The sequence below is a fragment of the Nocardioides korecus genome (assembly GCF_054778395.1).
On sequence record NZ_BAAGZO010000004.1, the window covers coordinates 65,115 to 78,390 of the forward strand.

The window sequence follows — 13,276 nt, forward strand, 5'->3', positions numbered from 1 at the left end:
GCGGGTCCTCAGAGCCCGGCGAGCAGCTTCCTCATCTCCCGGATCTCCGCGGTCTGGCTCTGCCGGATCGAGGCGGCCAGCTTCGTGGCGTCCTGGTTGGCGCCGTCGCTCAGCTCCTTCCTCGCCATCGCCACGGCCCCGGTGTGGTGCTCGACCATCTGGGTCAGGAACAGCCGGTCGAAGGCGGTGCCCCGAGCACGGTCCAGGGCGCGCATGTCGGAGCCGGACATCATGCCGCCCATCGCGCCGCCGGCCGTGCCGGAGGAGGACGGGACCTTCTCGTCCCAGTCGCGCAGCCAGGACGACATCTCCCGGATCTCCGGACCCTGGGCCGCCTCGATCTTCGAGGCCAGGGCCCGGACCTGCGGACCGGCGTCGTGGGTGGCGGCCATCCTCGCCATCTGCACGGCCTGGCGGTGGTGCGGGATCATCTGCTGGGTGAACGTGACGTCGGCGGCGGTGTGGCTGCTGGAGCCGCAGGCGGCGAGCAGGGCGACCAGGACGACGGCGAGGGCGGCCAGGGGCGCGCGCAGGGGTGTGGCGGGGGTCTTCACGGTGTTCTCCTAGGACGGGGTGTGGGCGTGCGGGTGCTGCGAGGGGTGCGAGGGCGCACTCCTCCTCAGCAGCGGCAGACCGACAACGTCCACAGGTCGGGCGGGTCCGGGGGCCGGGCCCGGAGCGGCGCCAGGAGACGCAGGCGCCGGCCGGCGACCACCCGCCACCCGGTGCCTCCCGTGCGCAGGGCGAGGACCACCAGCAGCAGGAGCAGCCCCAGGACGGCGACGCAGGAGCCCATGCCGGGCATGCCCGTCGCCCCGTGGTCGTCGGCTGTGGGCGCCCGCGCGGCCGCCCGGGCGGGCGCGAGGACCGACGTCGCGGCCGTCGCGGTGGTCCCCGTCATCGAGGTCATCGAGGTCATCGGGGTCCCCGGGTCCATCGACCCGTGCGAGGCCAACCCGTGCATGGCCAGCAGGCCCGCCAGCACGACGAACGCCGCCCAGGCGCCGACCGTGGAGGTCGGACCGGACGGCGTACGGCTCATGGGAGCAGGCTAGGGCTCAGTACCAACCGTGGCCGAGCTTGAACGACTCCGCCGCGCAGGCGCTGCCGTAGCGCGCCTTGACGTACCCCAGGCCCCACTTGATCTGGGTCACCGGGTTGTTGGCCCAGTCCGGACCGGCCGAGGCCATCTTGGACCCGGGCAGCGCCTGCGGGATGCCGTACGCCGACGACGAGGGGTTGTCGGCGTGCACGTCCCAGTCGGACTCCCCGACCCACAGGCTGTCCAGGCAGGAGAACTGCGAGGCGTCCATGCCGAACTGCGGCAGCAGCGACTTGGCGATGGTGCGGGGGTCGGCCGTGGAGAGGTCGCGGGTGTGGGTCGCGGACCGGCCGGCACCGCCGGCGAGGGCACGCTTCTTGGCCGGGACGACCGCGGGACGGCGCTCCTCGGACCGCGACACGCGCTGCTGGCGCTCGCGCAGCTCCGCGGCACCGAGCTGCTGCACGGCCGAGGTGGGCTGGCTCGCCGCGGCGGCGGTGGCCGGGGCGCCGGCGGACGCGGGGCCGGTCAGGACGCCGGCGGAGACGGCGACGCCGGTGGCGGCGACCGCGGTCCCGGACAGGAGCAGTGCTCCTCGCAGGCCCTGGCGGCGCAGCCAGTGGGGGTGGCGCAAGCGGCTCTCGGGCGCGCTGCGGTGCTTGGCGACGTGGTGCTTCGACACGTGAGGTAACCCAGACGGTGGAGGACATGGACGTCAGCCACGCTCATGGAACACGCACACGGTGCCGAGACCCGTGCGGAGCGGGCGGGGGAAGGTCCCCACCACAACACCCTTCGGGGTCGAGTTTCAAGTTCAACGACCTGGTCAGCGCCGTGATGCCCGCCACCTGGTGGCCCGGAGCCGCCTCAGGAGCCACAGCGGTCACGGGCACCACGGGCGCCCCAGGGATCACATCGTGACGTGCTCCAGCATCTCGGTCACCAGCGCCGCGATCGGCGACCGCTCGCTCCGGGTCAGGGTGACGTGGGCGAAGAGCGGGTGCCCCTTGAGCCGGTCGACCACCGCGACGATGCCGTCGTGGCGACCCACCCGCAGGTTGTCGCGCTGGGCGACGTCGTGGGTGAGCACGACCTTGGAGTTGGCGCCCATCCGCGAGAGCACGGTGAGCAGCACGTTGCGCTCCAGGGACTGCGCCTCGTCGACGATCACGAACGCGTCGTGGAGCGACCGGCCCCGGATGTGGGTCAGCGGCAGCACCTCGAGCATGCCCCGGTCGAGCACCTCCTCGACCACGTCGGGCGTCGTCACCGCACCGAGGGTGTCGAAGACCGCCTGACCCCAGGGCGACATCTTCTCCGACTCGTTGCCGGGCAGGTAGCCGAGCTCCTGGCCCCCGACCGCGAACAGGGGCCGGAACACCACGACCTTCTTGTGCTGCCGCCGCTCGAGCACGGTCTCCAGACCGGCGCACAGCGCCAGCGCCGACTTGCCCGTGCCGGCCCGGCCGCCCAGGGAGACGATGCCGACCTCGGGGTCCAGGAGCAGGTCGAGCGCGATCCGCTGCTCGGCCGAGCGACCGTGGATGCCGAACGCCTCGCGGTCCCCGCGCACGAGGTGGACCCGCTTGTCCGCGTGCACCCGGCCCAGCGCGCTGCCGCGCTCCGACATCAGGACCAGGCCGGTGTGGCAGGGCAGGTCGCGGGCCTCGTCGAGCTCGAGCACGTGGTCGTCGTACAGCTCGTCGAGGTCCTGGCCGGTGACGTCGACCTCGGTCATGCCGGTCCAGCCGGCGTCGGACTCGTGGATCTGCTCGGAGTGGTACTCCGCCGCGTCCAGGCCGACGGCCGAGGCCTTGATCCGCAGGGGCAGGTCCTTGGAGACGAGCGTGACCCGGTGGCCCTCCTGCGCCAGGTTGAAGGCCACGGCCAGGATCCGCGTGTCGTTGTCGCCGAGCCGGAAGCCCGAGGGCAGCGACTGGGCGTCGGTGTGGTTGAGCTCGACCCGCAGCGTGCCGCCCGCCTCCCCCACCGGGACCGGGGTGTCGAGACGGCCGTGCTCGACGCGCAGCGCGTCGAGCATCCGCAGCGCGGAGCGCGCGAAGTAGCCGAGCTCGGGGTGGTGCCGCTTGCCCTCCAGCTCGGTGATGACCACCACGGGGAGCACGACCTCGTGCTCCTCGAAGCGGCGGATCGCCGCCGGGTCGGCGAGCAGGACCGAGGTGTCGAGGACGTAGGTGCGCCGGGCACCGACCTCCCCGGGGACCTCGTCGTGCTGGGTGCCGGTCCGGTCCTGCTGGGCGGCCGTGTGCGTCGCTGGTGCCACGTGGATCCCCTTGTGACCGTGCGCGCACTCAGCGCCCGGTCCGTTAGCTGGTGTGCTCGGACCGGGAACGGCGCCGGGGGTCAGAGTGCTGACCTCCGGTGGTGCAGTGGTCGTGATCTCTCACGAGCTTCGCCCTCCTGGTATCCGTCCGCTTCCCCGCGGACCGACACCGGCAACGTACGACTGCGCCACGAGCCGTCGGGGGCGACACGCCAGGACGTCGTGTGAACGTCGTGTGTCGTGCGGGAGGGGGTCGCCCCGGGCGACCTGCCCTCGGAGGGCTCAGGCACCGAAGCGGCGCTCGCGCTCGGCGTACGCCCGGACGGCGCGGAGGAAGTCCACGCGCCGGAAGTCGGGCCAGTAGGCCTCGCAGAAGTAGAACTCGCTCTGGGCGCTCTGCCACAGCAGGAAGCCGCCCAGGCGCTGCTCGCCGCTGGTGCGGATCACCAGGTCGGGGTCGGGCTGGCCCTTGGTGTAGAGGTGCTCGGCGATGTGCTCGACGTCGAGGGCCTCGGCGAGGTCCTCCAGGCTGGTCCCGCGGGCCGCGTGCTCGTGCAGCAGCGAGCGGACGGCGTCGGCGATCTCGCGGCGACCGCCGTACCCCACGGCGATGTTGACCAGGAGCCCGTCGACGTCGCGGGTGGCCTCCTCGGCCTCCTTCAGCCGCGCGGCCACGGTCGGGGGCAGCAGGTCCAGCGCCCCCACGGGGTGCAGCCGCCAGCGCCCCTCCGACGCCAACGTCTCCACGGCGTCGCCGATGATCCCGAGCAGGGGCTCGAGCTCCGCGGCGGGCCGGTTGAGGTTGTCGGTGGAGAGCAGCCACAGCGTCACCACCTCGACGCCGATCTCCTCGCACCAGCCGAGCAGCGGCTCGATGTTGGCCGCCCCCGCACGATGCCCTTGGGCGGTGTCGGTGCCCACGGCGCGCGCCCAGCGGCGGTTGCCGTCGAGCATCACGCCGACGTGCTTGGGGACGCGGTCGTGGTCGAGGCGTCGGGCGACCCGGGCCTCGTACGCCGGGTAGAGCACCCGCCGCGCCGCTCGTCTCCAGTCCGCCACGACAGGCGACTGTACTCGCGCCGGGTCCCTGTGATCCCTCCCTCAGAGTTTCCGGCGGTTCGCCGTGGACGCGTACCTTGTCCCCCATGGCCCCAGACCAGCCCCTGCCCTCGCGCGGCTCCCGCGGCCGCGTGCCCGAGCGGGCGGCAGAGCGCCTCAGCGAGGGCGTCGAACGCGTCTCCGAGCGGGTCCGCGAGGTCAAGCAGGACGTCAAGCCGAAGCTGCGCGGCTGGCTGCACGCCGGCACCTCGCCGCTCGCGCTGGCCGCCGGCATCGTGCTGATCTGCCTGTCCCCGAACACCCTGACCCGCATCGGGTCGGCGGTCTTCGCCGCGACCGCGCTGCTGCTCTTCACCGTCTCGGCGATCTACCACCGCGGCACCTGGTCACCGCGCACGTGGGCCTTCCTGCGGCGCTTCGACCACTCCAACATCTTCTTGCTGATCGCCGGCTCCTACACCCCCTTCACGCTGATCCTGCTGCGCGGCTCCGAGCGCGTCGGGCTGCTGACGGTGGTGTGGACCGGCGCGATCCTGGGCGTGCTGTTCCGGATCTTCTGGACCGACGCGCCCCGCTGGATCTACACCCCGATCTACGCCGCTCTCGGCTGGGTGGCGATCTTCTACGCGGGCGACTTCGCCTCGGGCGGCACCGCGGTGATCACCCTGATCGCGGTGGGCGGCGGGCTCTACACCCTGGGCGGGCTGGTCTACGGCCTGAAGCGGCCCGACCCGTTCCCGACCTGGTTCGGCTTCCACGAGGTCTTCCACACCCTGACGATCGCGGCCTTCACCTGCCACTACATCGCCGCCAGCATCGCGACCTACCAGCTGCGCTGACCGCGCCCGTCCGCACGCCGTTCCGCGAGGACCCGCGCGCACAGCAGGGCCAGCAGGCCGAGCACCGTCGCGGCTCCGACCACGAGCAGGACGTCCTGGGCCCGCTCGAGGCCGCTGGACACCGGGCGCCCGGCGTCGAGCGCGTCGAAGGTGCGTCCCCACAGGACGGCGTACGTCGCCAGGGCCGCGAGGAGGACGACCCCCAGGACCACGGCACCCCACCTCACCGCTCGCGGCTGACGCGTCACGACGAGGAGCACGCAGCTCACCAGGGCGAGCACGGGGACACCCGGCAGGGCCAGGCCGACCAGGGCGTCCGCGACAGAGCTCACCCGTGGAACGTAGCGGACCCGCCCGTCCGCGGCGCGGTGGACCGCCGCAGGGAACCGGACGCCGCGCACGGCCGTCCCAGGTGACGTGGCCAGGACCGGAGATCGTCGCTCCCTCACCGTGCTCCCCCGGCGCGCGGTGGCCGGGCTCGCGCTGCTCCTCGGCACGAGCGCCTGCTCGGCCAGGCTCGACCAGGCCTGCACGCTGATGGGCGGCAGCAGCGCTCTCAGCATCGCGGTGGCCCCGACGCTCCGGGCGTCGCTGACCTCGCTCCGGCTCGAGCTGTGCCAGGGCGACCGCTGCGGCCGCACGAGCATCCCGGCGACGCCGCAGGATCCGGGCGAGACCTCGTCGTTCGTCGCCCTCGACGGCCTCGGGGACGGGTGGGACCCGGACGCCACGTCGCGCCTCGAGGTCCGCGGGGTGGCGGTCGACGGGACCGTCGTCGTGCGCCGGACCGAGAGGTTCGAGTTCGACCACTTCTACCCCAACGGCCGCGAGTGCGACGTCACGCCGTACCTCACCCACCACACCCGGCTGACCGATCGGGACCGGGTCGGCTGAGGATGCTCGGCCCGCCCTCACAGGCCGGAGCATGCCACATCCTGGTCTTGTATTCGAACACCTGTTCGACGTAGGATCAGGGCATGCCCGGGTCCCCACGTCCGACGACGGCCCGCACCGCGGAGCTGCTCGCGCTGGTGGACGCGGGCGTGACCGAGAGTCGTCGCGTCGAGGCCCGGCGTGCCGAGCACGTCCTGGCCTGGGTCGAGGCCCACGCCCTCGACGCCGGTGACCCGACGCAGGCTGGCTTGCTGGACTCCCCCGGTGTCGGCACCCTGTCGCTGGGGGCGGCCGAGATCCACGCCGAGCCCTTCTGCGACACTGAGCTCGCCGTGGTCCTGCGGGTCCACCCGCTGGCCGCACGGGCCCTGATGTCCGACGTCGTCGACCTCGCGCGCCGGCTCCCGAGGACCTGGTCGACGCTGCTCGGCGGCGACCTCGAGCTGTGGGTGGCCCGCAAGATCGCGTCCGCCACCCGGCCGCTGGACGCCCGTGGGGCCGCCGAGGTCGACGCGGCCCTGGCCCCGGCGCTGGCCACCCTGCCGACGGGCCGGCTGCTCGACCTCGCCGCGGCCCGGGCGGTCGAGGCCGCCCCGGAGGCCGCCGACGTACGGGCGGCCGAGCGCCGCACCCGGCAGGGGGTCTGGCTCACCCGACCGACGGCAACGGGGAGCACGGCCTGCAGACCCTGGTCGCCCGTGGCCCCGTCCAGGCCGTGCGCCAGACCTGGGCCACGCTGGACCACCTCGCCCACCTGCTCGCCACGCACGGCTGCCCCGACGTCGCGTCCACCGCTCCGGACGGGGCACCACCCACGCTCGAGCAGCTCCGCGGCGAGGCCCTCGGGCTGCTGGCCAACCCGCTGGCAGCGCTCAAGCTGATGGTCGGCTCCGGCGAGCACGACCACCCGGAGGTCGTGGCGGCCGCCATCCGGGACGCCCCGCCGGCCAGCACCCGCCCGCGGGCCGTCGCCCACGTCCACCTCTCGCCGTCGCTGCTCGACGAGGCAGGAGCCGGCTCCCGGGTCGCGCGCGCCGAGGAGCTCGGCGCCCTGACCCGCGCCCAGCTCGTGGACCTCCTCGGCCACCACCACGTCACCCTGCGTCCGGTCATCGACCTGGCCGACGACGTGGCCGCCGACTGCTACGAGGTGCCGGCCCGGGTCGCCGAGCGGGTGCACCTCCTGCGCCCCGCCGACGTGTTCCCCCACTCCAGCGGTCGCTCCCGGCTCACCGATCTCGACCACGCCGAGCCGTACCGCCCCCACGGACCACCCCGGCAGACCCGGGTGTCCAACCTGGCCCACGTCGGACGCACCGCCCACCGCGCCAAGACCCACCACCCCGGCTGGCGGCTGCGACTCGATGACGGCCGAGCCGTCTGGACCACCCCGCACGGCTACGTCCTGGTCACCGACGGCCGGGGCACGCACCGCCTGGGGCCGCCGGGGGTGAGCCGCCCCAGCAGCGGCGTCGCCGAGCGACACGTGCTCGACCTGGTGTGGCAGCAGACCGCCTGAGCGGAGGGTCCACCGGTCGGCGGGACGAGTCCGGCTCCTGTCAGGTCGGGGCCACTAGCGTCCGGGGCCTCCTCGGGCGCTCTCACCGTGCCCGTCCCCCGACCGCCCAGGAGCGCCATGAGCACGCCCGCCCCCGCGTCCACCCACGACCACCGCACCCTCCGGTCCGCCGCGGTCAAGGTCCCCGCCGTCACCGCGATGTTCTGGCTGGTCAAGATCCTGACCACCGGCATGGGCGAGGCGGCCTCCGACTGGCTGGTCTCGATCAGCATCGTGCTGCCGGTCCTGATCGGCCTGGGCGGTCTCGCCTTCACGTTGCGCCGCCAGCTCCGTGCCCCGGCGTACGACGCGGTGACCTACTGGTCGGCCGTGGCGATGGTCGCGGTCTTCGGCACCGTCGCGGCCGACGCCGTCCACGTGATCGGGATCCCGCTCCAGCTCACCACGGCCGGGTACGCCGTCGCCGTGGCCGTCATCCTCGTCTGGTGGCACCGCAGCGAGGGCACCCTGTCGGTGCACAGCGTGGTCGGCGGTCGTCGCGAGCTCTTCTACTGGGCCACGGTGCTGGCCACCTTCGCGCTCGGCACCGCGGCCGGTGACCTGACCGCGTTCGCCTTCCACCTGGGGTACCTGTGGTCCGCGGTCCTGTTCGGCGCCGCCATCCTGATCCCGTGGGGGCTCCACCGCGTCCGCGTCCTGGGCGAGGTCGGCGCGTTCTGGACCGCCTACGTCCTGACCCGCCCCCTGGGCGCCTCGGTGGCCGACTGGCTGGGCAAGGCCAAGCTCGGCGGGCTGGGGTACGGCGACGGCGTGGTCACCCTGGTCTCGCTTGTGCTGATCGCCGCGCTCGTGGGCTGGGTCGCCCGCAGCGAGCGGACGGCCTAGCCCCCGGGCCGCACGATCGGGAACAGGATCGTGTCGCGGATCCCGAGCCCGGTCAGGTTCATCACCAGCCGGTCGATGCCCAGGCCCATGCCGCCGGTGGGTGGCATGCCGTACTCCAGGGCCTGCAGGAAGTCCTCGTCCACCTGCATCGCCTCGGGGTCGCCGGCCGCGGCCAGCAGCGACTGCTGGACCAGCCGGCGACGCTGCTCGGTGGGGTCGACGAGCTCGCTGTACGCCGTGCCCTGCTCGGAACCGAACATGACCAGGTCCCACTTCTCGGCCAGCCGCGGATCGTGCCGGTGCTCGCGCGTGAGCGGGGCGTTCTCCTTGGGGAAGTCGGTGTAGAAGACCGGCGTGGTCGTGGTGGCCTCGCACAGGTCGCCGTAGATGCCCTCGAGCACCGTCCCCCACGGCGTATGCCGGTCCAGCTCGAGCCCGATCCGGGCGGCGTGGGCCAGCAGCGCCTCCCGGGGGGTGTCGGCGGTGACCTCCTCGCCCAGGGCCCGCGAGACCGCCTCGCACACGGTCAGCACCGGCCACTCACCGGACAGGTCGACCTCGGTGACGCGCCCGTCGGCGCCGACGCGGCGGGCCATCGGTGACCCGTGCACGGCGGTGGCGGCCTCCTGGATCACCTGCTGGGTGAGCACCCGCATGCTGTCGTAGTCCTGGTAGGTCGCGTAGACCTCCAGCGAGGTGAACTCCGGGTTGTGCTTGAAGTCCGCGCCCTCGTTGCGGAACTGCCGCCCGATCTCGAAGACCTGCTCCAGCCCGCCGACCACCAGCCGCTTGAGGTGCAGCTCGGTGGCGATGCGGAGGTAGACGTCGAGGTCGTAGGCATTGACGTGGGTCTCGAAGGGACGGGCGTTCGCGCCGCCGTGCACCTGCTGGAGCACGGGGGTCTCGACCTCCATGAACCCGCGGGCGTGCAACGAGTCGCGGACGCTGCGCACCACGGCGGCGCGCAGCCGGGCCACGTCGCGGGCCTCGGGGCGCACGATCAGGTCGACGTAGCGCTGCCGCACGCGCGCCTCGGGGTCGGTCAGGCCGCGGTGCTTGTCGGGCAGCGGGCGCAGCGACTTGCTGGTCAGCACCAGCTCGCGCGCGCAGACCGACAGCTCGCCGCGCCGGGTGGTGAGGACCTCACCGGTGACCGAGACCTGGTCGCCGAGGTCGAGGACCTGCCACAGCCGGTGCCCCTCCTGCCCCAGCACCCGGGCGTCGACCATCACCTGGAGGTCGCCGGACCCGTCGCGCAGGGTCGCGAAGCCCAGCCCGCCGAGGTCGCGCTTGAGCATCAGCCGCCCCGCGATGCTGACCTCGGTGCCGGAGCGGGTGTCGGGCGCCAGGCCCGGCAGCAGCGTGCAGCCGAGCGCGCGCACCTGGGCCAGCGTGTGCGTGCGGGGCGCCCCGACCGGGTAGGGGTCGATGCCCTCGGCACGCAGGCGGTCCAGCTTGGCCCGCCGCACCCGCACCTGCTCGGGCAGCCGCTGGCCGGCCAGCGCCTCCTCGAGGGCGTCGGGCGGGGGCGGGACGAGCGCGAGCACCTGCTCGGCGTGCTCGCGGGTGGCCCGGTCGAAGGTCTCGTCGCCCTCGGCGCGGCGCAGCATCCGGGCCAGCGACGGCTTGGTCAGGAATCCCTCGGCACTGCCGGCGGCGGTGCCGACGCGCGGCAGGTCGGAGGTGTACTCGAAGAGCACGAAGCGCGACTGCCAGGCCGGCTGGTACTTCGCGTTGGCGCGGTAGAGCGACTCCAGCTGCCACGAGCGGCTGGCGAGCACCAGCCCGCGGCGCCACAGCCGGGCGATCGGCCCCGCCCCGATCTCGGCGCCGCGCTCGAAGGCCTCGCGGAACATCGCGAAGTTCAGCGACACCGGGCCTACCCCCAGCCTCGCCGAGTGCTCGGCCAGGGAGGCCACCATCAGCTCGATCAGGCCGTTGTCGGCCGCCGGGTCGCGCCGCATCAGGTCCAGGGAGAGCCCCGTGCGGCCCCACGGCACGAAGCTGAGGAACCCGCGCAGGCGTCCGGTGGCGTCGTACGCCCTGACCATCACGCACTGGCCGTCGACGAGGTCGCCCAGGCGCCCCAGGGCCATCGAGAAGCCGCGCTCGTCGCCGCCGTCGCCGCGCCAGTGCCCGGCGGCCTCGCCGAGGACGGCGAAGTCCTCGCCGGTCAGCGCCTCGTGGCGCTGCACCACGGTGGTGTAGCCGCGACGCTGCAGCCGGCTCACCGACTGCCGCACGGCCTTGAGGCCGGGCCCGTTGAGCGAGAAGGTGCCGAGGTCGAGGATCGCCTCGTCGCCGATGTCGAGGGCGGTCAGCCCGGCCCGGACGTACGCCGCCGCACCGGTCTCCCCCGCCCCCATCACCGCGACCGACACACCGGCGTGGCGGGCCTCGCGCCGCCAGGCCACGATGGCGTCGTCCCAGTGCCGGGGGTCGCCCACCGGGTTGCCGGAGGCCAGGCTGACCGACCCGATCACGCGGTGCGAGACCCCGGCCCGGGCGGTGGCGACGTCGCCGGTGTCCCAGACCACGGCCTTGTCACGCCGGGTCGCGAAGTAGCTCAGCGAGTCGTGCTCGCCGAAGTCGCGGACCATGGCCAGCACCCGCGCCTCGTCCTCGAGCGTCGGGGTGGAGAGCTGACGGGGCGCCCGGAAGAGCACCGCCGCGGACCACAGCAGCACCGCGGCCCCGGACATGCCGATGAACAGCCGGACCACCAGCGGGGCCCGGGCGTCGGTCAGCAGCCCCTCGCGGCCGATGTCGGCGAGCAGCCGTGAGAGCGTGTAGACGGCCGCATCAGCCGGGCCGTCGCTGGTACCGACCCACAGCACCAGGCCCACCCCCACGGCCAGGACCGCGCCGCCCGCGACCAGGAGGACGGCCAGGGCGCGGCGGAAGTTGCCGGGCACGCGTCGCACCGACCACTGCTTGCGGAAGCGCAGCATCACCACCATCGCGGCGCCCGCCAGGACCAGCCCGACCGCCTCGGGCACGGTGCCCCGGCCGGTGGCCAGGTCGACGGCCCGCGCCACCTCGGGGAAGCCGAGCCACCAGAGCATCACCAGCCACCAGGCGGCCCTCAGCCGGCGGCGCAGGCCGACGGCCATCACGAACAGCAGCGCCGAGTAGACCAGGGTGGGGACCAGCGGGATGGTCACGGCGCTGATCGGGTCGACCCGCTGCTGCATGTAGTCACGCCACGGGTCGACGACGGCCACCACGAACACGAGACCGGCGAACACGAGCATGAGTGCAGCGCTGCGGTCGGGCCACCGGTCGTCCTTCACGGGCTCCGGGGCGCACGGCGCACCCGACGGACCCCGTGCGACACCCGAGGTCGGCGGTTGCTGGATGACGGTCATGGTCATCCTTCTACCGGTCCCATCCTGACGGGTCCATGACCGCCCCACCCCGAGGCTCCACACTGGGGCCGTGCCCGTCACCCGTCCCCGCGAGCGCGCAGGAGTGCGCGAGGTGGTCGACGCCGTCGCCTTCGTCCTCGCGGGCCTCGCCGTGGCCTGGCTCGCCGTGCTCGTCCCGGTCACCGGCGCCGGCCCGGGCTGGCGGCTCGTGCTGCTGCTGGCGTTCTGGGTGCTGGTGGCCTACCTGCTGCTCCCCCGGCTGCACCGGGTGCTGACCTACGTCTACGTCCCCGACTACTTCATCGGTCGCACGCGCACCAGCGACGGCCTGCTCGGCGACCCCGTCAACCTGGCCCTGCGCGGCACCGAGGACCAGCTGCGGGCCGCGCTGGAGGGGGCGGGGTGGGTGCAGGCCGACGAGGTGACCCTGGCCAGCGGCGCGCGGATCGTGCGGGCGGTGCTGGGACGCCGGAGCTACCCCGAGGCACCGGTCAGCCCGCTGCACCTGTTCGGGCGGGTGCAGGACCTCGCCTTCCAGCAGGAGGTCGACGGCCGCCCCACCAAGCGCCACCACGTGCGGTTCTGGCGCTGCCCCGAGGGCTGGCGCCTCCCCGGGGGGTACGCCGTGGACTGGCTCGCCGCCGGCACCTACGACCGGGCGATCGGCCTCTCGCTGTGGACCTTCCAGGTGACCCACCGGATCGAGCGCGAGACCGACCTCGAGCGCGACCACGTCGTGGCCAGCCTGACCGGCTCGGTGCCCGGGATCGCGGTGCACCGGATCGAGCACTTCTCCAGCGGCTACCACTCGCGCAACGGCGGCGGGGACCGGATCGTGACCGACGGGACCCTGCCGGTGCTCGACCTCTCCGCCCTGCCGGCCGCCCCACCCGAGCGGGGGCCGCACGTGCCGTCCCTGCTGCGCGCACCGGCCCCCACCCTGTTCGGGGGCGCGGTCGCCCTCCTGCGCGGGCTGACGGCCCTGGCCTCGACCGTGGCCACCGCCTTGGGCGCCGACAGCCTGGTCGACGCCGGCGCCTCCACGCTCACGGTCGCGATCACCGTGGCGGTCTTCGCCGTCACCGGCCTGGTCGACGTCGGCCTGGCCGTGGCGGTGGTGCGCGGCCGCGACTGGGCCCGGCTGCTGCTGCTGGCCGACAGCACGCTGCTGATCGGCGACGCCCTGGTCAACGACCTCGCCGGCGGGCCTCGTCCGACCCTGGGAAACGGGCTGCCCGCCGTCACGCTCAGCATCCTGGTGATGCTGGCCCTGAGCAGCGGCCGGGCACGCGCCTACCCCCGCGAGCGGGCCGCCGAGCGCGCGGCCGGCGCCTGACCGGGCGCCCGCTGACGGTCCCGCACTGCTACTGGAGCGTGCTCGCGGCC

At 73.9% G+C, this 13,276-nt stretch carries 12 protein-coding genes; 5 read left to right on the top strand and 7 right to left on the bottom strand.

Annotated features, from left to right (window positions below; all coding sequences use genetic code 11):
* Positions 1 to 8: 8 nt before the first annotated feature.
* The 5 genes from ACYVDA_RS08710 to ACYVDA_RS08730 all read right to left on the bottom strand — a co-directional run bounded on the left by ACYVDA_RS08710 (position 9) and on the right by ACYVDA_RS08730 (position 4,385).
* A complete protein-coding gene (locus ACYVDA_RS08710) occupies positions 9 to 554 on the bottom strand; it encodes a DUF305 domain-containing protein (protein ID WP_460817278.1) in 546 nt (181 codons plus the stop codon).
* 65 nt (positions 555 to 619) lie between these two features.
* A complete protein-coding gene (locus tag ACYVDA_RS08715; RefSeq protein ID WP_460817281.1) occupies positions 620 to 1,042 on the bottom strand; it encodes a DUF6153 family protein in 423 nt (140 codons plus the stop codon).
* A 16-nt stretch (positions 1,043 to 1,058) separates the two neighbouring features.
* On the bottom strand, positions 1,059 to 1,724 hold the full coding sequence (locus ACYVDA_RS08720) for an aggregation-promoting factor C-terminal-like domain-containing protein (protein WP_460817283.1): 666 nt from the start codon (positions 1,722 to 1,724) through the stop codon (positions 1,059 to 1,061).
* Positions 1,725 to 1,952: 228 nt separating this feature from the next.
* Entirely contained in the window at positions 1,953 to 3,326 is a 1,374-nt protein-coding gene (locus ACYVDA_RS08725) for a PhoH family protein (RefSeq protein ID WP_460817286.1), read from the bottom strand.
* A gap of 282 nt (positions 3,327 to 3,608) precedes the next feature.
* Positions 3,609 to 4,385: an isoprenyl transferase gene (locus tag ACYVDA_RS08730; RefSeq protein WP_460817289.1), complete on the bottom strand. Its 777-nt coding sequence runs from the start codon at positions 4,383 to 4,385 to the stop codon at positions 3,609 to 3,611.
* Between the two features lie 86 nt (positions 4,386 to 4,471).
* On the opposite strand from ACYVDA_RS08730, the gene trhA reads away from it, so the two are divergent.
* The gene (trhA, locus tag ACYVDA_RS08735) at positions 4,472 to 5,224 is read left to right on the top strand and encodes a PAQR family membrane homeostasis protein TrhA (protein WP_460817291.1); all 753 of its coding nucleotides are present in this window, start codon (positions 4,472 to 4,474) and stop codon (positions 5,222 to 5,224) included.
* Here the strand turns inward: trhA and ACYVDA_RS08740 are convergent.
* On the bottom strand, positions 5,209 to 5,556 hold the full coding sequence (locus ACYVDA_RS08740) for a hypothetical protein (protein ID WP_460817294.1): 348 nt from the start codon (positions 5,554 to 5,556) through the stop codon (positions 5,209 to 5,211). The genes trhA and ACYVDA_RS08740 overlap by 16 nt on opposite strands.
* 85 nt (positions 5,557 to 5,641) lie before the next feature.
* On the opposite strand from ACYVDA_RS08740, the gene ACYVDA_RS08745 reads away from it, so the two are divergent.
* The 3 genes from ACYVDA_RS08745 (at position 5,642) to ACYVDA_RS08755 (ending at position 8,522) form a co-directional block, all read left to right on the top strand.
* Positions 5,642 to 6,118, top strand: a complete 477-nt coding sequence (locus ACYVDA_RS08745) for a hypothetical protein (RefSeq protein WP_460817296.1) — start codon at positions 5,642 to 5,644, stop codon at positions 6,116 to 6,118.
* 715 nt (positions 6,119 to 6,833) lie between these two features.
* On the top strand, positions 6,834 to 7,637 hold the full coding sequence (locus tag ACYVDA_RS08750) for a hypothetical protein (protein WP_460817299.1): 804 nt from the start codon (positions 6,834 to 6,836) through the stop codon (positions 7,635 to 7,637).
* Between the two features lie 117 nt (positions 7,638 to 7,754).
* Positions 7,755 to 8,522: a COG4705 family protein gene (locus ACYVDA_RS08755; protein ID WP_460817302.1), complete on the top strand. Its 768-nt coding sequence runs from the start codon at positions 7,755 to 7,757 to the stop codon at positions 8,520 to 8,522.
* Here the strand turns inward: ACYVDA_RS08755 and lysX are convergent.
* Positions 8,519 to 11,890 (bottom strand): bifunctional lysylphosphatidylglycerol synthetase/lysine--tRNA ligase LysX, encoded by a 3,372-nt coding sequence (lysX, locus tag ACYVDA_RS08760; RefSeq protein ID WP_460817303.1) that lies wholly within the window; start codon positions 11,888 to 11,890, stop codon positions 8,519 to 8,521. The genes ACYVDA_RS08755 and lysX overlap by 4 nt on opposite strands.
* A 70-nt stretch (positions 11,891 to 11,960) precedes the next feature.
* On the opposite strand from lysX, the gene ACYVDA_RS08765 reads away from it, so the two are divergent.
* Positions 11,961 to 13,226 carry an LssY C-terminal domain-containing protein gene (locus ACYVDA_RS08765; RefSeq protein WP_460817306.1) on the top strand — a complete coding sequence of 422 codons (1,266 nt, stop codon included), beginning with the start codon at positions 11,961 to 11,963 and terminating at the stop codon, positions 13,224 to 13,226.
* Positions 13,227 to 13,276 lie beyond the last annotated feature (50 nt).

Coding starts and splice junctions, on each gene's coding strand:
- lysX (WP_460817303.1), bottom strand. CDS start 11,890: ATGACCGTCATCCAGCAACCGCCGACCTCGGGTGTCGCACGGGGTCCG.
- trhA (WP_460817291.1), top strand. CDS start 4,472: ATGGCCCCAGACCAGCCCCTGCCCTCGCGCGGCTCCCGCGGCCGCGTG.
- ACYVDA_RS08715 (WP_460817281.1), bottom strand. CDS start 1,042: ATGAGCCGTACGCCGTCCGGTCCGACCTCCACGGTCGGCGCCTGGGCG.
- ACYVDA_RS08755 (WP_460817302.1), top strand. CDS start 7,755: ATGAGCACGCCCGCCCCCGCGTCCACCCACGACCACCGCACCCTCCGG.